At 65.8% G+C, this 18,384-nt stretch carries 16 protein-coding genes; 7 read left to right on the top strand and 9 right to left on the bottom strand.

The features are described 5' to 3' along the window. Positions 1-9 precede the first annotated feature (9 nt). The 6 genes from FJ419_RS05945 (at position 10) to FJ419_RS05920 (ending at position 6,255) form a co-directional block, all read left to right on the top strand. Entirely contained in the window at positions 10-921 is a 912-nt protein-coding gene (locus tag FJ419_RS05945; RefSeq protein ID WP_140688426.1) for a sugar phosphate isomerase/epimerase, read from the top strand. Positions 922-992: 71 nt separating this feature from the next. Beyond that, on the top strand, positions 993-2,027 hold the full coding sequence (locus tag FJ419_RS05940) for an ABC transporter substrate-binding protein (RefSeq protein ID WP_140688420.1): 1,035 nt from the start codon (positions 993-995) through the stop codon (positions 2,025-2,027). A 101-nt stretch (positions 2,028-2,128) separates the two neighbouring features. Next, positions 2,129-3,673 carry a sugar ABC transporter ATP-binding protein gene (locus FJ419_RS05935; protein WP_140688415.1) on the top strand — a complete coding sequence of 515 codons (1,545 nt, stop codon included), beginning with the start codon at positions 2,129-2,131 and terminating at the stop codon, positions 3,671-3,673. After that, entirely contained in the window at positions 3,670-4,656 is a 987-nt protein-coding gene (locus FJ419_RS05930) for an ABC transporter permease (protein WP_140688413.1), read from the top strand. The genes FJ419_RS05935 and FJ419_RS05930 overlap by 4 nt, the downstream gene beginning before the upstream one ends. Continuing rightward, positions 4,653-5,639, top strand: coding sequence for an ABC transporter permease (locus FJ419_RS05925; protein ID WP_140688410.1), 987 nt, complete (start codon positions 4,653-4,655; stop codon positions 5,637-5,639). Before FJ419_RS05930 ends, FJ419_RS05925 begins: the two co-directional genes overlap by 4 nt. Positions 5,640-5,751: 112 nt before the next feature. Beyond that, a complete protein-coding gene (locus FJ419_RS05920) occupies positions 5,752-6,255 on the top strand; it encodes a hypothetical protein (protein ID WP_181170627.1) in 504 nt (167 codons plus the stop codon). A 101-nt stretch (positions 6,256-6,356) separates the two neighbouring features. Here FJ419_RS05920 and FJ419_RS05915 read toward each other — a convergent pair whose 3' ends face one another. The 8 genes from FJ419_RS05915 to FJ419_RS05880 all read right to left on the bottom strand — a co-directional run bounded on the left by FJ419_RS05915 (position 6,357) and on the right by FJ419_RS05880 (position 17,251). Next, the gene (locus tag FJ419_RS05915) at positions 6,357-9,026 is read right to left on the bottom strand and encodes a nitrate reductase (protein WP_140688408.1); all 2,670 of its coding nucleotides are present in this window, start codon (positions 9,024-9,026) and stop codon (positions 6,357-6,359) included. Between the two features lie 3 nt (positions 9,027-9,029). Continuing rightward, a complete protein-coding gene (gene nirD / locus FJ419_RS05910) occupies positions 9,030-9,359 on the bottom strand; it encodes a nitrite reductase small subunit NirD (protein WP_140689309.1) in 330 nt (109 codons plus the stop codon). A gap of 5 nt (positions 9,360-9,364) precedes the next feature. Continuing rightward, positions 9,365-11,815 carry a nitrite reductase large subunit NirB gene (gene nirB, locus FJ419_RS05905; protein WP_140688403.1) on the bottom strand — a complete coding sequence of 817 codons (2,451 nt, stop codon included), beginning with the start codon at positions 11,813-11,815 and terminating at the stop codon, positions 9,365-9,367. 16 nt (positions 11,816-11,831) lie between these two features. Further along, positions 11,832-13,133, bottom strand: coding sequence for a nitrate/nitrite transporter (locus tag FJ419_RS05900; RefSeq protein WP_140688400.1), 1,302 nt, complete (start codon positions 13,131-13,133; stop codon positions 11,832-11,834). 62 nt (positions 13,134-13,195) lie between these two features. After that, positions 13,196-13,372 (bottom strand): twin-arginine translocation signal domain-containing protein, encoded by a 177-nt coding sequence (locus FJ419_RS05895; RefSeq protein WP_140688398.1) that lies wholly within the window; start codon positions 13,370-13,372, stop codon positions 13,196-13,198. A gap of 363 nt (positions 13,373-13,735) precedes the next feature. Continuing rightward, complete coding sequence (locus FJ419_RS05890; protein WP_181170639.1) at positions 13,736-14,962, bottom strand: CmpA/NrtA family ABC transporter substrate-binding protein; 1,227 nt, start codon at positions 14,960-14,962, stop codon at positions 13,736-13,738. A gap of 2 nt (positions 14,963-14,964) precedes the next feature. After that, positions 14,965-15,567 (bottom strand): ANTAR domain-containing response regulator, encoded by a 603-nt coding sequence (locus FJ419_RS05885; RefSeq protein WP_140545508.1) that lies wholly within the window; start codon positions 15,565-15,567, stop codon positions 14,965-14,967. A 190-nt stretch (positions 15,568-15,757) separates the two neighbouring features. Beyond that, complete coding sequence (locus tag FJ419_RS05880) at positions 15,758-17,251, bottom strand: ATP-binding protein (protein ID WP_140688392.1); 1,494 nt, start codon at positions 17,249-17,251, stop codon at positions 15,758-15,760. Between the two features lie 215 nt (positions 17,252-17,466). Here FJ419_RS05880 and FJ419_RS05875 point away from each other — a divergent pair, with 215 nt between their 5' ends. Then, a complete protein-coding gene (locus FJ419_RS05875; RefSeq protein WP_140688390.1) occupies positions 17,467-17,739 on the top strand; it encodes a hypothetical protein in 273 nt (90 codons plus the stop codon). A gap of 155 nt (positions 17,740-17,894) precedes the next feature. Here FJ419_RS05875 and FJ419_RS05870 read toward each other — a convergent pair whose 3' ends face one another. Beyond that, positions 17,895-18,380, bottom strand: coding sequence for a hypothetical protein (locus tag FJ419_RS05870; RefSeq protein ID WP_140688388.1), 486 nt, complete (start codon positions 18,378-18,380; stop codon positions 17,895-17,897). Positions 18,381-18,384 lie beyond the last annotated feature (4 nt).

The raw sequence follows: 18,384 nt of genomic DNA, 5'->3' as shown, positions 1-18,384 counted from the left end.
GGAGGGAACATGAAGCTTGGACTGCTGACAGCACCATTCCCCGACACGCCGCTCGGCGAAGTCGCCGAGTGGGCGCGCTCGGCCGGCTTCGAGGCGCTGGAAATCGCCTGCTGGCCAAAGACTTCCGGCGCCAGCCGGCGCTATGCCGGCACCAGCCACATCGCCGTGGACGTCTCGGCCGCTGAAGCCAAGAACATCGCCGACGAGCTTGCCGGCAAGGGCATGGCCGTCTCGGGTCTCGGCTTTTATCCCAATCCGCTCCATCCCGACCGGGCGCATCGCGAAGCGGTGATCGACCATCTGAAGAAGGTGATCGTGCTTGCCAGCCGCATGAGCGTGCCGCTCGTCAACACTTTCTGCGGCGGTGACGCTTCGAAGACCATCGATGCCAACTGGGAGGATGCGCAAAAAGTCTGGCCGGCGATCATCGCCCATGCCCGCGAGCATGGCGTCAAGCTCGCTTTCGAGAACTGCCCGATGATCTTCAGCTATGACGAATGGCCGGGCGGGCACAACATCGCCTACTCGCCCTATGTCTGGCGCCGCATCCTCGAAGCCTGGGGCGGCGATGTCGGCATGAACTTCGATCCTTCGCATCTCGTCTGGCAGATGATCGACAAGGAGCGCTTCATCCGCGAGTTCGGCAAGAGCATGCTGCATGTGCATGCCAAGGACCTGATGATTGATCATGATGGTTTGTACGAGCGCGGAATCCTTTCGGCTGGCATAGGCTGGCAGGTGCCGCGCATGCCGGGGCTTGGGGACATCGACTGGAGCAGGATTTTTTCGGGCCTCTACCGGGCCGGCTATGACGGGCCGGTCATCATCGAGCATGAGGACCGGCGCTTCGAGGGAACGGATGAAAAGGTCAAGCGCGGCTTCCTGCTGGCCCGCGACGTGCTGCGTCCTTTCATCAAATGACGAAAAAGCTTGGCTCCGACTGAATAGAGCCTGGAACTGAACTGAAAAGATCAATGTGGAGGAGTACTGAAATGAAAAGACATCTGACCGTGGCCTCGCTCCTTGCCGGCGCCGCGCTGCTTGCCTCGGTGGGCGCCTCGGCCGCAGCCGGCAAGTACACGATCGGCATTTCCAACACCGTGCAGGGCAATGGCTGGCGCGAGGAAATGATCTGCGCGATGAAGGCGCAGGCGCTCGCATCCGGCGAGGTGGCGAAGCTCAACATCGCCCACCGCAACACCGACGCCGCCGGCCAGCTCGAGGACATCCGTAACCTGATTAGCGCCAAGGTCGACGCCATCGTCGTCAACCCGGCCGATCCGGCAGGCATCAAGGCCGGCCTCGAGGAAGCCACCAAGGCCGGCATCGTCGTCGTCGCCGTCGACCAGGCGGTGACAGAGCCGTCCGCCTACATCATCTCCAACAACCAGGAACAATATGCCTATCTCGGCGCCAAGTGGCTGTTCCAGCAGATGGGCGGCAAGGGCGAGGTGCTCTACATGCGCGGCGCCGCCGGCGCTTCGGCCGACTCGGATCGCGACAAAGGCTTCAAGAAGGCGCTCGCCGAATTCCCCGACGTGATGGTCGCGCAGGAGGTCTTCACCGGCTGGCAGCAGGATCAGGCCAAGCAGCAGATCCTCTCCTTTCTCGCCACCGGCACCCCGATCGACGGCATCTGGACCTCGGGCATCGACAACGTCATCGTCGACGCGCTGGTCGAGCAGCAGGCACCGATGGTGCCGGTGGTCGGCGCCGACAATGCCGGCTTCGTCGGTCAGTTGAGCTCGGTCAAGGGCCTGGTGGGCGCGGCCGTCACCAATCCCGGTTCGATCGGCGGCGCCGGCGTGACGCTGGCGCTCCAGATCCTCGACGGCAAGAAGCCGGCGCAGCAGACCGTCCTGGTCGAGCCGCAGCTCTGGGAAAACGCCACTGACGAAGGCAAGGCCAAGCTGAAGAGCGTCGTCGACCCCTCGCTCAGCCCCGAATGGCCGGTCTCGATCTCGATCCCGGATTGGACGACCTACACCAAGGATCAGATCATCGCCTGCAAGGGCCCGGGCGAGTAAGCGCCTGATCCGAACGCAAGCGCGAGGACGCTGGACCAAGGTCCGGCGTCCTTGCCATTTGATTTGGCACGCACAATTTGAGCCGTTAGACCGAGAAAGCTTTGACCATCAACCCCCTCCTCGACGCCACCGGCGTAGCGAAGAACTATGGTGCGGTTGCCGCGCTGCGCAACGCCTCGCTGTCCGTGTTGCCGGGCGAGGTGCACGCGCTGATGGGCGCCAATGGCGCCGGCAAGTCGACACTGGTGAATATCCTGACCGGGGCGATCAAGGCCGACGCCGGGCGCATCCTGATCCGCGGCCAGCAGCTCGATGTCCGCTCGCCCGCCGCCGCCCGCCGCGCCGGCCTGCTGCCGGTCTACCAGGAACCTTCGCTGATCCCCGATCTCGATGTCCTGTCCAATCTGCGGCTCACCGGCACGCCGGTCGAGCCGTTCCGCGCCTGGGTGCGCGAGCTCGGCATTCCCGACCTCGACATCCGCGAGACGGCGCGTCATATCCCCTTGGCCATCCTGCGCGTGCTCGACCTGGCGCGCGCGCTCGCCGTCGAGCCCGACGTGCTTCTTCTCGACGAGATGACTGCCGCATTACCGGCGAATCTCGCCGAGAAGGTGCTTGCGGTCGTGCGCCGCCAGGGCGACGCCGGCCGCTCCGTCATCTTCATCTCGCACCGTTTCGTCGAGATCTCCGCGCTTTGCGACCGCGCCACCGTGCTGCGCGACGGCGCAACCGTCGGTGTCGTCGACATCGAGCCCGGCATCGAGGAAAGAATAGTCGAGATGATGCTCGGCACCCGCATCGAGAAAACGCGCGTCGCCGCGCGCGTGGCCAATGAGATGGCAGTCGCCGGCGGCGGTCGTCCGCGATTGTCGGTCCACAACCTGCAACTCGGCACCAAGCTCAACGACGTCTCCTTCGATCTCGCCAATGGCGAGGTCGCCGGCGTCTTTGCGCTCGAGGGCCAGGGCCAGGACGAGCTCTTCGCCGCGCTTGCCGGCTCGATCCGTCCGACCGGCGGCAGCATCGACGTCGACGGCGCGCCGGTCAAATTCTCGCATCCGAGCGACGCCATCCAGGCCGGCATCGCCTATGTGCCGGGCGACCGCGCCGAGGCCTTGGCCATGCAGCGTTCGGTGCGTGAGAACATCGCGCTGCCCTTCAGCGCGGCGCCGCGCAAATGGGGCCCGATCCGCATGCGCCGCGAGCAGGTGGTGGTTTCCAGCGCCATAGGCAGGTTGCAGATCGACACCCGCGCCCAGGGCGAAGTGCAGCGCCTGTCCGGAGGCAACCAGCAGAAGGTGACCATCGCCCGCTGGATCGCCGCTAACGCCCGCACCATTCTTTGCTTCGACGCGACCCGCGGCATCGATGTCGGCACCAAGCAGGAAATCTACAAGCTACTGCGCGAGCTCGCCGGCCAGGGTAAATCGGTGCTGTTCTACACATCCGAGATGGAAGAGGTGCAGCGTGTCTGCGACCGCGTCATCGTCATCTTCGGCGGCCGCGTCGTCGACACTTTCCCGGTCGAAGAAGCCGACGAAGCAGCATTGATGCGGGCCGCCTACGGCCTGCCGCGCGGCGCCAGGGCGGATGTCGGCATCCTTGCCGAGGTGAAACCCGGTTCCAGCGCCGAGGCCGCGTCATGAGCCGCTTCTTGCGCAACCAGGGCTGGGTGGCAGGCCTGTTCGCCCTGCTGATCTTTGTCTTCGTCGTCACCAAGCTGATCCAGCCGGGCTATGGCAGCGGCGACTTCGGTTCGCTGGCGCGGGCGGTTCTGCCTTACGCCTTTGCCGTCGCGGCCCAGACCGTCGTCGTCATCGCCGGCGGCATCGATCTGTCGGTCGCCGCCATGATGGCGCTGACCAGCGTGACCGCCGCCTCGATGATGAACGGCGCCAGCGAGGAAAATGCATTGTTCATCGTGCCCTTCGTGCTGGCCATGGGGCTGGTGCTCGGCGCGCTGAACGGCGTTCTCATCGTCGTCACGCGCGTGCCCGACATCGTCGTCACCTTGGCCATGTTGTTCGTGCTCCAGGGCGCGGCGCTGCTGGTGCTTGGTGCTCCCGGCGGCGCCGCCGCCGAGTGGCTGAAGGCAAGCGTCATCGGCACCGCGCCCATCCCCGGCCTGCCGGACTGGGCCGACGCCTGGGTTCCGAAGGCCCTGGTGCTGCTCGTCGTCTGCCTCTGCATCGTGTGGATTCCGCTCAGGCGCTCGCGGCTTGGCCTCTCCATCTATGCCATCGGCAGCGACGAGCTCGCCGCCTTTCGCAGCGGCGTGCCGGTGGCGCGCACCAGGATCGTCGCCTATGCGCTCTCCGGCCTGTTCGCCGCGATGGGCGGATTGTCTCTCACCATCAGCACCGGCATCGGCGCGCCCATTCCCGGGCCTTATCTGCTCGCCAGCGTCGCCGCGGTGGTGCTGGGCGGCGTCGCGCTCGGCGGCGGCAAGGGCGGCCTGCTCGGGCCGATCATCGCCGTCTTCGTGCTGCGGCTGGTGCGCACCGACCTGACGCTTCTGGCCATCGATCCGAACGTTACCGCCATCATCGAAGGCGCGATCATGGTCGCGGTCGTGATGTTTGGCGCCTTCATCACCATCCGCGGCCGTCCGGTGGGAGCAACGCCATGACCGACATCGCGACCATGCCCCAGCCGGTCTCGTTCGGGCGCCGCTTGAAGCGCTTCATGGCGGACCGGCCGCTCATTCCGCTGATCATCCTTTTGATCGTCCTCGTGGCGATCCTGCAGGTCCTGCGTCCGGGCATCGTCAACGAGCGCTGGATCGCCAACACGGCGAAATTCGCCATCCCGCTGGCGATCCTCGCCGGCTGCCAGACCATGACGATGCTGACCGGCGGCATCGACCTTTCGGTCGGCACCGTGGCGACGATGAGCGCCTTCATCATGGCGACGCAAATCGTCAACCAGGATCCCGCGGTGGCTTTCCTGCTGGCCATGCTGCCCGCCGTGCTGATCGGCCTCGTCAACGGCATCGGCGTCGGCGTGTTCCGGGTGCATCCGCTGATCATGACGCTCGGCACCAGCCTGATCGGCACCGGCTTCCTGCAGGTCTACCAGCGCACCGTGATCGCGTCCGGTGCCAGGATTCCCGATTTCCTCAACTGGCTGGGCACCGGCCTTACCTACGGCTTTCCCAACGCGCTCTTCCTGTTCGTGCCGGTGGCGGTGCTGATCGTCTTCATGCTGAACCGCACCGGCTTCGGCCGCCTGCTTTACGCCGTCGGCGATAATGAGCGCGCCGCGCGCCTGTCAGGCGTCCGCTACTGGCAGGTAATCACCGCGCTCTACGTCCTCTCCAGCCTGCTCGCCGGCATCACCGGCCTGCTCTATATAGGCCTGATCAAGGCGCCCTCGCTGTCGCTCGCCGAGCCGCTGGTGCTGCCATCCGTGGCGGCGGCCGTCATCGGTGGCACCTCGATCTTCGGCGGCCGCGGCGGCTACACCGGCACCATCGTCGGCGCGCTGATCTTGACCGTACTGACGACGCTGCTCACCATCCTGCAGATGCCCGAAGGCGGCCGCCGCATCCTCTTCGGCTTCATCGTGCTGTTCGTGACGGCGGCGTATTTGAGGATCATCGAGGATCGGTAGTATTTTGAGCTAAGGCATGTCGCGCAAAAGTGTGCAGCGGTTTTGCGGCAACGACATGCCTAAAATAGGGATTAAGGCGGCTCATCCCTGTCGCATCGGAGAGGCACCCCTTATGGCCGAGCGTTCGCGTGCTGCTGCAAACAGTCCCGTCGACGATGATCCTCGTCTTGCGTTCATCTATCAGGAGGCGGTGAGAGGTCTCACCCATCAGCAGACCGTGGTGGAGAACATGAGCACCCGCGCCGGGAGCCTGATCTTCGCCACAGCATTCGCGAACTCGCTGCTCGGCGGCGCGGCCCTTTCCGACGGGCTTGGGCTTTGGGAATGGATTGCGGTGTCCCTGCTGTTCAGCATCGGCGGGCTCATCGTCTTCATGCTTTGGCCTTATCACCAATACTCATTCCGCTTCGATCCGGAAGAATTGCTGCATCAATATGTCGATGGCGACGGGCCGGCATCGATGTCGGCGATGCACCGCGCCCTTGCTCTTCGCATCAAGGCGGACATGGCCGCCAACTGGCGAATCGTCCAGCGCCTGCGGGTGGCTCTGCAGATCGCGCTTCTGTTTCTGTTGCTCGACATTCTGGCCTGGCTCTTGGCGATCGCGGGCGGCTGAGCCAAAACCGCGCTGTGGCCTTACGCGGGACCAGCGCAGGAAGACATTGAGCGAGGGTCGAAGCAGAACATTTCGAAGCCGGCGACGGCGGCACGCATGCGTTACTCGGCGGCCTGCACACGGCTTGAGTCGATGATCGCCCTGATCTCCGAACGGCATGAGCCGCAATTGGTGCCCGCGCGCAGCGTCGAACCGATCGCCTCCAGGCTGTCACAACCGGCGGCGACCGCCGAAGCAAGCTGGTTGGCGCCGACATGGAAGCAGGCGCACACGACGCGCCCGATGGCAGGCATGGGCACAGGCGAGCGGCCGGACAGAAGCGCGTGCCGGTCTGCAGCCAAGAGCGGCTGGCGCGTGGCGAGCAACGACACCAGCCAGTCCCGCATGGGCAACTGGTCCGGAGCGGCGACCAGCAGGGCTTCGGCCATGGCGCCGCCTTCGTCGATGGCGGCTGCGCGATAGGCGAGCCCGCGACGATCGGTGTATTCCAGGAGCTGATCCCGTCGCTGGGCGCCGAGCAGCTTGCGCGCCAGGAGGATACCCTGGTCCGGCGGCTCGGTTCCGGTGAGCTCGTAAACCCATCCGCCCTCGACAGCATGCCGGCTCCAATGGACGAAACCAATTGGCCTGAGATCGCGCCGCGTGATGAGCACGCCCGCCCATCCGGTGTTTTCCCGCACGATCCTGACGGGGACATGCTTGAGCTCAGGCTGGCCGGAATGCGGATCGGTGACCGGCGAGGACAACAGGCCGGCGGCTGCCCTGGCCGCGAACTGGCCGCTCCAATGCATGGACATGAAGGCTTGGCCGCGCCGCTGCGCGTCGGCCACGCGCACCTTGGCGCGGACGAAGCCGAAGCGGGTTGAAAGATGAGCGAGGTCTCCGTCCTTGAGACGATACGCGGCCGCGTCCGCCGGATGAAGGTCGACCGCGGGCTCCGGCGCGTTCGCCATCAAACGCGGCACGTTTCCGGTGCGTGTCATGGTGTGCCACTGGTCGCGCAGCCGGCCCGTGTTCAGGGCAAGCGGATAGTCGGCATCGACCGTGAAGGCCGTCGCCTCCTGCCGCACCGGCACGAAACGCGCGCGGCCGTCCGGCGTCGGGAAACCACCTTCGGCGAACAATCGTATCTGCTGCTCGCCTCGCTCCGGTGCGGGCCAATGGCGCGGCGCGAAGACGGAATAATCTTCGTCGCTGAGATCAGCCACGCGACCAAGGTCGAACAGGCGCTTGCCGTCGTTCTCGAAGGCGGACAGCGAGGCATGCTCGCGGAAGATCGCGGCCGGCGTCCGGTAGGCGAAGGCCTCGCCAAAACCCATGCGCGCGGCAACCTCGCAGATGATGCGCCAGTCGGCTTTCGCGTCGCCGGGCGGCGGCAGGAACGGCCGCTGGCGCGAGAGGCGCCGTTCCGAATTGGTGACGGTGCCGTCCTTCTCGCCCCAGGCGGCCGCCGGCAGCAGCACGTCGGCATAGCGCGTGGTGTCGGTGCGGGTCACGTCCGAGACCGCGACGAAATCGCATTTGGACAATGCAGCGCGCACACGCGAAGCGTCGGGCATCGAGACGGCGGGATTGGTGCCCATGACCCACAGGGCCTTGATGCGGCCGTCGGCCACCGCCTGGAACATGTCCACCGCCTTCAGGCCGCCGCGCCGGGCGATGTTCGGCGCATTCCAGAAGCGGGAAACCCGGTCGATATTGGCCTCATCCCCGAAATCCATATGCGCGGCAAGCTGGTTGGCAAGCCCTCCGACTTCGCGCCCGCCCATGGCGTTCGGCTGCCCGGTGACCGAGAACGGCCCCATGCCGGGCTTGCCGATACTGCCGGTGGCGAGATGACAGTTGATGATGGCGTTGACCTTGTCGGTCCCATGCGCCGACTGGTTGACGCCCTGGCTGTACACGGTGACCGTCCGCTCGGTCTCGGCAAAGAGATCGTAGAAGGCCTGGACATCGGCTGCCGCCAGTCCGCAGCCTTTCGCGACGCGCGCGATCGACGGCGCATCGGCGCCGGCGAGCGAAGCTGCCGCATCGAAGCCCGTTGTATGGTCGCGGATGAAACCGGCATCGGTCTTTCCGGCCTGCGCGAGATGCGCGAGCAGCCCGTTGAACAAGAGCACGTCCGTGCCCGGATCGAGCGCCAGATGCAGGTCGCACTCGTCGACGGTTGCGGTGTTGCGCGGGTCGATGACGACGATCCTGCTCCCGCGTGCGCTCCGCGCCGCGAGCATGCGCTGGTAGAGCACCGGATGGCACCATGCGGTGTTGGAGCCGGTGAGCACGATGAGATCGGCGCGCTCGAAATCCTCATAGACACCGGGAACGATGTCCTCGCCGAAAGCGCGGCGGTGGCCGGCGACGGACGAGGCCATGCAGAGCCGCGAGTTGGTGTCGATATTACCGGAGCCGATGAAGCCCTTCATCAGCTTGTTGGCGGCGTAATAGTCCTCGGTGAGCAACTGGCCGGAGACATAGAAAGCGACAGAGTCCGGGCCGTGCTCGGCTACTGCCTGCGAGAATTTTTTGGCCACGAGGTCGAATGCGTCGTCCCAGCTCGCCGGCTTGCCGAGAATTTCCGGCCGCAGCAAGCGGCCTTCGAGGCCGAGCGTCTCGCCGAGAGCCGAACCCTTCGAGCAGAGCTTGCCGAAATTGGCGGGATGATCGGGGTCGCCGCGGACGGTCGTCGTGCCGTCCGCGGCGACCTCGGCGAGCACGCCGCAGCCCACCCCGCAATAGGGGCAGGTGGTCCTCACCTCGCGTGCTTCTTGCATGCCTCAGGCCGCTTTCGAGGCCAGCGCTTCGAGCGCGATGAACAACCGTTCGCCCTCGACCTTGACCGGAATAGTCTGGACCGAACCTTCGTCGGCGCCAAGCGCCTTGCCTGTCTCCAGCGAGATCACCCAATTGTGCAGCGGGCAAGTCACCGCCGCGCCATGGACGATGCCCTGGCTGAGCGGCCCGCCCTTGTGCGGGCAGTGGTCGTCGATGGCAAAGACCTGGTCGTCTGCCGTGCGGAAGACGGCGATCTTGCCTTGCGGTGTCGCAACGCAACGCGCCCCGCGCAGCGGTATGTCGGTGATGGAGCCGATGGCGATCCAGTTCATATTGGTCACTCCGCCGCCTCCGCAAACCCGACCGACGCCATCGGCCTGAACTCGTGCTTGTCCTTGCCGGAGACGCGCTCCGACCACGGGTCTACCTGGGCGAATTTCTGGCTGAAGACGAAGCGGTCGAAGAGCGTCCTGCGGCGCTCGGCATCGTCCAGGATCTGCTTCTTGATCTCGGCGGTGCCGATCCGCTTGGCCCATTTGTAGATGCGCTCCAGATAGCGGGCCTGCTCGCGGTACATCTGCACGAGCGCCACGATCGTCTCCAGCGCTTCGTCCTCGGTCTTCACCAGGCCGAGCACTTCCGTGCCCTTGATGTCGAGGCCGGCGGCACCGGCGAAGTGAATTTCGTAGCCAGAGTCGACGCACACCACGCCGACATCCTTGCAGGTCGCCTCCGCGCAGTTGCGCGGGCATCCCGACACCGCCATCTTCACCTTGGCCGGCGTCCAGGAGCCCCACATGAACTTCTCGATACGGATGCCGAGCCCGGTCGAATCCTGCGTGCCGAAGCGGCACCAGTCCGAGCCGACGCAGGTCTTCACCGTGCGCAGGCCCTTGGCATAGGCATGGCCGGAGACGAAGCCCGCCTTGCCGAGATCGGCCCATACCGCCGGCAGGTCTTCCTTGCGGATGCCAAGCATGTCGATGCGCTGGCCGCCCGTCACCTTGACCATCGGGATATCGAACTTGTCGACCACGTCGGCGATGGCGCGCAATTCCCCGGCGCTGGTGACGCCGCCCCACATGCGCGGCACCACCGAATAGGTGCCGTCCTTCTGGATGTTGGCGTGCACGCGCTCGTTGATGAAGCGCGACTGGTAGTCGTCGGCATATTGGTCCGGCCAGTCGCAGACCAGATAGTAGTTGAGCGCCGGCCGGCACTTGGCGCAGCCGCAGGAGGTCTTCCACTCCAGCTCCTGCATGACGGCGGGGATCGTCTTCAGGCCCTTTGCCTTGATCAGGCGCCGCACGTCGTCATGGCCAAGGCTCGTGCAGCCGCACATGGGCTGCACCGCAGCCGGATTGTATGCGTCACCCAGCGTGAGCTTCAGCAGCTGCTCGACGAGACCGGTGCACGAGCCGCAGGAGGCCGAGGCCTTGGTGTGGGCGCGCACGTCGTCGAGGCCGGTCAGCCCCTTGGCCGTGATCGCGCCGGTGATCTTGCCCTTGCAGACGCCGTTGCAGCCGCAGATTTCCGCATCATCCGCCAGTGCCGCAACGGCCGCCAAAGGGTCCGAGGAAACGCCTCCCTGGAACGCCTGGCCGAAGATCAGCGTGTCGCGCATCTCCGAGATGTCGGTCGCCTTCTTCTTAAGGTCGTTGAACCACGCGCCGTCGGCCGTCTCGCCGAACAAGACGGTGCCGATGATGCGGTTGTCCTGCAGCACGACGCGCTTGTAGATGCCGGCCGACGCGTCGCGCAGGATGATCTCCTCGCGGTCGTCGCCGTCGGCGAAGTCGCCCAGCGAATAAAGGTCGATGCCGGTGACCTTGAGCTTGGTCGGCGTGTCGGAGTGGACGAAGCGCCTGTCCTCACTGTCCGTCAGTTTGGCTGCCGCCACCCGCGCCATCTCGTAGAGGGGCGCGACCAGCCCGTAGACATGGCCGCCGACCTCGGCGCATTCGCCGAGCGCCATGATGGCGGGATCGGAAGTCCGCATGCGGTCGTCGACGACGATGCCGCGATTGACCTCGAGCCCAGCCTCCTTGGCTAAAGCGGTGCTCGGCCGGATGCCGACCGCCATCACCACCAGCGTCGCCGGAATGACCGTGCCGTCCATGAGCTCGACACCCTCGACCTTGCCGTTGCCGAGAATGGCCTTGGTGTTGGCCTTGGTCACGACCTTGATGCCGCGCGCCTCGACGGCTTTCTGCAGCAGATAGCCGGCGGCCGGGTCGAGCTGGCGCTCCATCAGCGTCGGCATGACGTGCAGCACGGTGACGTCCATGCCGCGCTCCTTCAACCCGGCCGCGGCTTCGAGGCCGAGCAGACCGCCGCCGATGACGACCGCCTTGGCGCGCGATTGCGCGGCAAGCAACATGGCGTTGACGTCGTCGAGATCGCGATAGCTGAGCACGCCGGGCAATTCCTTGCCCGGAACCGGGATGATGAAGGGAACCGATCCGGTGGCGATAACGAGGCTGTCGTAGCTCTCGGTGACGCCGTGGTCCGAGGTGACGGTCTTGGCCTCCCTGTCGATGGCGATGATCCGGTGACCCTTGTAGAGGGTGATGCCGTGCTTGATGTACCAGCCGTCGCCATGGATGACGATCTCCTCGAACGCCTTCTCGCCCGAAAGCACCGGCGACAGCATGATGCGGTCGTAGTTCACGCGCGGCTCGGCGTTGAAGATGGTGACGGCGTAGCGGTCGGGCGCGGCCTCCAGCAGGTGCTCGAGCATCCTGCCCGGCGCCATGCCGTTGCCGATGATGACGAGTTTCTCGGTCATGTCGCTCTGCTCCGATCTATTCGGCGGCGTAGGATAGGGACGGGCTCTTGACCTCGGCGGCGCGCTCCATCCGGCGGATGGTGACGTGCATCCAGACCAGGCAGGAGACGACGATGAGGAAGAGCAGCATGAAGCAGCTCGACCAGACCCCGGTGAGATCGTTCAGCGCGCCGAAGGCGATCGGCAGGATGAAGCCGCCAAGCCCGCCGATCATGCCGACGACGCCGCCGACCGCGCCGACGCTCTGCGGATAGTAGACCGGGATGTGCTTGTAGACGGCGGCCTTGCCGAGGCTCATGAAGAAGCCGAGCACGCAGGCGACGCCGATGAAGGCGAGCGGGCCGATCTCGAAATGGAAAGGGATCGGCCCGCTGATGCCGCGCACGACATAGTCTGCCGAGGGGAGAGACAGAACCAGTGTCGCGACGGCACAGACGCTGAAGGTCCAATAGAGCACGGTGCGGGCGCCGATGCGGTCGGAAAGCACGCCGCCATAGGCGCGGAAGATGCTGGCGGGGATCGAATAGGCGGCGCCGATCATGCCGGCGGTGGCGATGCCGAAACCGTAGACGCCGATCAGATAGCGCGGCAGCCAGAGCGACAGCGCCACGAACGCGCCGAAGGAGAAGAAATAATAGAAGGCGAGGCGCCAGACCCGCAGGTTCTTCAGCGGCGCGAATTCCTGCCAGAAGCTTCTTGCCGGCGCCGCCTTGCCGGCGCGGCGCTCGCGGATGACCGGGTCGTCGCCGGTGGTGAACCAGAAGATGGCGGCCATGACGACCAGCGCCGCGGCCCAGATCAACGCCACCGACTGCCAGCCCCAGGCGAGCAGCACGAAGGGCGCCAGGAACTTGGTGACAGCGGCGCCGACATTGCCGACGCCGAAAATGCCGAGCGCGGTGCCTTGTTTTCCGGCCGGGAAGAAGCGCGAGACATAGGCGACGCCGACGGCGAAGGAGCCGCCGGCAAGACCGACGCCGAGAGCGGCAAGCAGCATCTGACCGTAGGTGTGGGCGAAAGCGAGCAGGACGGTCGCGATCGCCGCGGCGAGCATGGTCGCTGTGTAGACCAGACGGCCGCCATAGCGGTCGGTCCAGATACCGAGCACCATGCGCACGAGCGAGCCCGTCAGGATCGGCGTGCCGACGAGCAGGCCGAACTCGGTCTCGTTCAGGCCGAGCTCCTGCTTGATGCGCACGCCGATGATGGAAAAGATCGTCCACACCGCAAAGCACACGGTGAAGGCGATGGTGGACATCACGAGCGCCTGCCGGGAAGCATTGTCCTGGCTGGGCGCGGCTGGGAGATTTGCGGTCATCTTGGGCTCCGGTTTGCGGCGTGGGAGGCGCCGCTCATGTTGTGTCGATCAGAGGCGAGGTATCAGCGGGGCGAGCCCGGGACTTGCGCGGTCACTTGCGGGCTTTTGCCTCCGGTTTGGTGATTGGCGGGAAACAGCAGGAGCGCGGCAGCAAAGAGCGCCGCGGTCAGCGCGCTGCTCACCAGGAAATCGCGACGGGTGAAATCATTGAGCAATGTTGTTGCGATCCGCTTGGTCATCGTCGTCTCCGCTCGGCGCCGGCTGGATCGGCGCCATCGATTTGCGTGGTCGGGTCCAAAAACGAAAAAAGCCGCCGTCCAGGCCTCGCGCGTCCGTACATCCGGGATCGCGTGGTGACCTGAGCGGCAGCTTTGCCTGTGGCGCCCGCCATTGGACGCCTGTTCCATTGCCCGCGAACGGGCTCGATTATTTCAAAGCACGAAGCGTGCCAGTTTTGCGCCGAGAGCGAATCTCGAGGAAAAACAATATGATCCGCGACTCAGGCGCTGCTCTGGCCGACGGACAGCACGGTCAAACATTGATCAATGGCATAGGCATTGCGCATAAATTTTGTGCAATGCACAAGATTGGCGCGCAAATGATCAGGCGCGCCGCTGGCCGGCAATATAGGCGTCTATCCGGTCCGGATCGAAGATCTGGCCGTCGAAAAATCCGTCGGGACCGAGGACCAGGCTTGCCCCCGCGGAGCCGACCGGCGTCGCTGTCTTCAGCGCCCCTTCGACCTTGGCATTGGCGCCCGGCAGCGCCACGCCGAGCGGCTTCAGCGCCGAGCGATAGAGGTCGGGCCGGTAACAATCGCGGGCGACGGCGAGGTTTTGCGGCGTATGTGGCAACTGTCCCCAGCGCACCATCTGCGTGTAGAACCAGAGCGCATGGCTCTTCCAGGGAAAATTGGCCGCCTTGTCGAAGGGCAGGAAGAAATCCTCGACGCGCCGTGCCGCGCCGCCGCCAAGTTGAAGCTGCCCGGTCAGGGCCGGCATCTGGATCGCCTCCGGCTGGCCGAGAAAAGCCGGCCTTGCCATCAGCGCCGCCAGTTCGCCGCGGTGTGCCGGATCTTGGCACCAGCGGGCGGAATGATGCAGAGCCCTCAGCAGCGCCGCCAGCGCCTCCGGGTTCTCTTCGGCCCACACCTTGCGCACCCCGATCACCTTTTCCGGGCTGTTGCGCCACAGCAGCGCCTTCACGGTGACGATGTGGCCGGTGCCTGCCGCGACGGCGGCGCTGTTCCAGGGTTCGCCGACGCAACAGCCGTCGATACGGCCGGCGGCCAATGCATCGGCCATGAAGGGCGGCGGCACGATGACGATCTCGATATCGCGATCGGGATTGACGCCGCAGGCGGCGAGCCAGTAGCGCAGCTCGTAATTGTGCCCGGAATGCGGATGCACGACGGCGAAGCGCAGCGGTTCGCGGCCGGCGGCCGCCCGCTCGCGGATCAGTGCGCCGAGCGCCGCGCCGGCGCGCGCCGGATCGAGGTCAGGCGCGGCGCCATGCGCCGCCATGCCTTGCCACACCGCATTGGACACCGTGATGCAATTGCCGCCGAGCCCGAGCGAGAACGGCACGATGGTCTCGGAAGCAAGCGGCGTGAGGCCGAGGCTGCAGGCGAGCGGCATCGGCCCCAGCATATGGGCGACATCGAAGTGGCCGATGGCGATGCGGTCGCGGATGTTGGCCCAGGAGGTCTCGCGATGCAGCTTGAGCTCGATTCCCTCGCGCGCGGCAAAGCCCATCTCGCCGGCTGCGACCAGGACGGCGCTGTCAAGGAGCGGCATGAAGCCGGCGGTGATCTGATGCGCTGCCGACATACTCATTCGCCCTCCAGCGGCCCCAGCAATCCCGCCGCGGTCACCAGGCTCTGGGCGATGTCGGCGATCTTGCGGTTCTGGTTCATGGCGGTCTTGCGCAGCAGCGCATAGGCCGCCTCCTCGCTTAAGCCCCGCGACTTCATCAATATGCCCTTGGCCCGGTCGATGACCTTGCGGTTCTCAAGCTCGCTGCGCGCCTCCTCCAGTTCGCGCGCCATGCGCGAGAAGGCATTGAAGCGACTGATCGCCATGTCGAGGATCGGCTTGATGCGTTCCTTCTTCAGCCCGTCGACCACATAGGCGGACACGCCGGCATCGACGGCCGCTTCGATCGAGGCCTGGTCGGAGCGGTCGACGAACATCGCGATCGGCCGCTTCACCACGCGCGACAGCTGGAACATGTTCTCCAGCATGTCGCGGTTGGGATTTTCGAGATCGATGACGATGACGTCCGGCTCGATCTCGGCGATGCGCCGGGCGATGCCGGCGACGTCATGGACCACCGTGACATGGCGATGGCCGGCGTCCCGCAATCCGGCCTCGATGATCGAGGCACGGATGCGGTTCTCGTCGATAACAAGGATGGTCAACGAACCGGTGGACATGCGCCTATTGTGCAGGCCGGGCGGGATTGTGCAATGCGGCAATCGACTGGGGCGGATCGCACCGCCCTCAAGGCATGAACTGCGACGCCATCGCCCCCAACCCTGTGTTGCCGCTAAGGGCCGGGAACATTGGGTGTCCCATCGCGTGCCGTTGCTTCGCGGCGTCCGCGCGATCGAGCTGCGGCCGTTATCACACCGCCAGGCTGTCCTGCTCGGCGGCGTTCGGGTCGCCCGGCGCCGTCGCCCAGGCGAGCTCGACCAGCGTCACCGTGCGCCGGCCCACGCCGTCGACCTGGCAGACGATGAGGCCCTGCTCCTCGATATAGTCGAGCAGCCGGCGCGCGCGGCGCAGCGAATGCGAACCGTAAGCCCGCGCGATCGCCGCGTCGCTCGGGCAGGGCCAGCCTTCCTTGGCGGCGCGCGCGATCATCATGAACACGCCCTGCATGTCCTCGGGCAGCAGTGACGCGCGCACGGAAACGTCGCGCCAGGCGTCGTCCTCGGCCATGTCGGAGCCGACGCCGGCGCGGGCGCGCGTCAGCATGCGGCGGAACTCCGACAGGTCGGGCACCACGGAGGCGAGCCCTTCGATGCGGCAGCGGACCACGAATTCCTGGTAGAGCACGCCGATGACGCGGAACCCGGCATCCGGCTCCGCCAGGATGGCGCGCAGGATGCGGTCCATCCGCTCGCGCCGCTCTGCCAGGTCCTCGGCGCTTGGCTGCGCCTCCATCGGCTCGGGGCGCATGTCCAGCGGCGCGGCCTTGGCCGCCATCAATTGGTCAAGCAGGTCGGGCGAAGGCCGGCGCTGCGGCCTGACCGTCTCCGGCGGCGGCGCGGCAAGAATGATCGCGCGCGCATCTTCGAGCGCGGCTCCCGGCATCGGCATCAGCCGCGGCGTGCCGTTGCGCGGGCTGGTTTCGGTCTGGCCGATGCGCACGCCGAGCGGACGGCGCGACAAGGCAGGACCGAGCGCCATGAAATGCCCGCGCTCCAGGTCGCGGAAAGCTTCGGCCTGGCGCCGTTCCATGCCGAGCAGGTCGGCGGCGCGCGCCATGTCGATGTCGAGGAAGGTCCGGCCCATCAGGAAGTTGGAGGCTTCGGCCGCGACGTTCTTGGCGAGCTTCGCCAACCGCTGCGTGGCGATGATGCCGGCAAGCCCGCGCTTGCGGCCGCGGCACATCAGATTGGTCATGGCGCCCAGCGAGAGCTTGCGTGCCTCGTCCGAAACCTCGCCGGCGGCGGCGGGCGCGAAGAGCTGCGCCTCGTCGACCACCACAAGCATCGGATACCAGTGGTCGCGCGCGACCTCGAACAGCCCGCCGAGGAATGCCGCGGCGCGCCGCATCTGGTTCTCGGCATCGAGCCCTTCGAGGTTGAGCACTGTCGAGACGCGGTGGATGCGCGTCCGCTCGCCGGCCGCCTGCAGGCCGCGCTCGGTATGCTCCTCGGCATCGATCACCAGATGTCCAAAGCGTTCACCGAGAGACACGAAGTCGCCTTCGGGGTCGATGATGGTCTGCTGCACCCAGGGCGCGCTCTGCTCCAGAAGACGGCGCAGCAGATGCGATTTTCCCGAGCCCGAATTGCCCTGCACCAGCAGGCGGGTCGCCAGCAACTCCTCAAGGTCGAGGGCCGCCGGCGCGCCTGCGCTCGTCTGTCCCATCTCGATTGCAACGGTCATGTTCTCGACTCGGATCGTCTCCCTGCGCGCGACGGGCTTACCAACCTGAGCGCGGTGCGTCGAGCTTACGCTGCCATTAGCCAGCAGGTGTCCACATCTGCGCTTGAAACACGGGGGTTGTCGCCAGCCACACTGGTCGGACCACCATTTTGCTGGCACATTCCAGCCGTTGGCGTATCATCTTTTGCGGGAGGGTTCATGGCAGGAGGAGGCCGATGAACGTCACTGCGGAAGTGCCCGTCATGGACCCGACGGTGCAAGATCTTGTTTCATCTGCTCTTTCGAAATTTCGCGCCGGCGATACCGTCTCGACCCGGGCGATGCTCGACGCCATACGCCGATCCGACCCGGCCTGCCAGGATAGCGACGACCATCTGATCGAACTGATCGTCATGGCCGCGGTTGGTAAGACCATGGGCGTCGTGTTCGACCACCGCTCGCCCGATGAGCGGTTGCCGCTTTCTGCAGGTATTTCCTTTCGGGCCTAGGAGTCGCCGAGCCCTAAATCTGTTGAGATTCAGGTCAGGCCGAGTCGAAAATGGTGGCTTCCGAGAACCGGAGCGGAGCGTACTTTTCGTACGTGAGCACCGGAAGCGCAGGAAGCCGGCCTTTGCAGGCCGGCCTCACCTGAATATCGGCAGATTTAGCTGCCTAGCGGATGCGGCATATAGCCGACGAAGCCGGCAATCTTCCAGCGTCCGCCGACCTTGCGGCAGAAGTAGAGCGTCTGCCATTTGAGCCGGTCGACGCCGCCGTCGGCCTTGGCGACCGAGCCGTCGAACTTCTTGTGCAGCACCGCGCGGTCGCCGTCGACGTCGATGTCGCACATGTTGGTGACGCGAAACAGCGCTTCGCGCAGCGGCTCGGCGAATTTCGTCGCCGCGGTTTCCTCGGCCTGGCGCAACCATTCGTCGCGATAGACCTCCAGCCTGGGGAACTGCAGCCGCCAGGCATCTGCATTGGCAAGGAAATGCGCATGCATGCCGAAGAAGCTTTCCGCGATGAAATCGTCCTCGACCATCGACCAATCCTGACCGAGGAAGGCGTCGATGTCGCGCCGCACCAGCATTTCCCACAGCGCGTGGCGGTCGGCATCGCCTTCCGGAAACGGATTCTTGTCGAAGGTCATGCCG

Source organism: Mesorhizobium sp. B2-6-2, assembly GCF_006440615.1.
Classification (GTDB): domain Bacteria; phylum Pseudomonadota; class Alphaproteobacteria; order Rhizobiales; family Rhizobiaceae; genus Mesorhizobium.
This window is presented reverse-complemented; position numbering and strand designations above follow the sequence as displayed.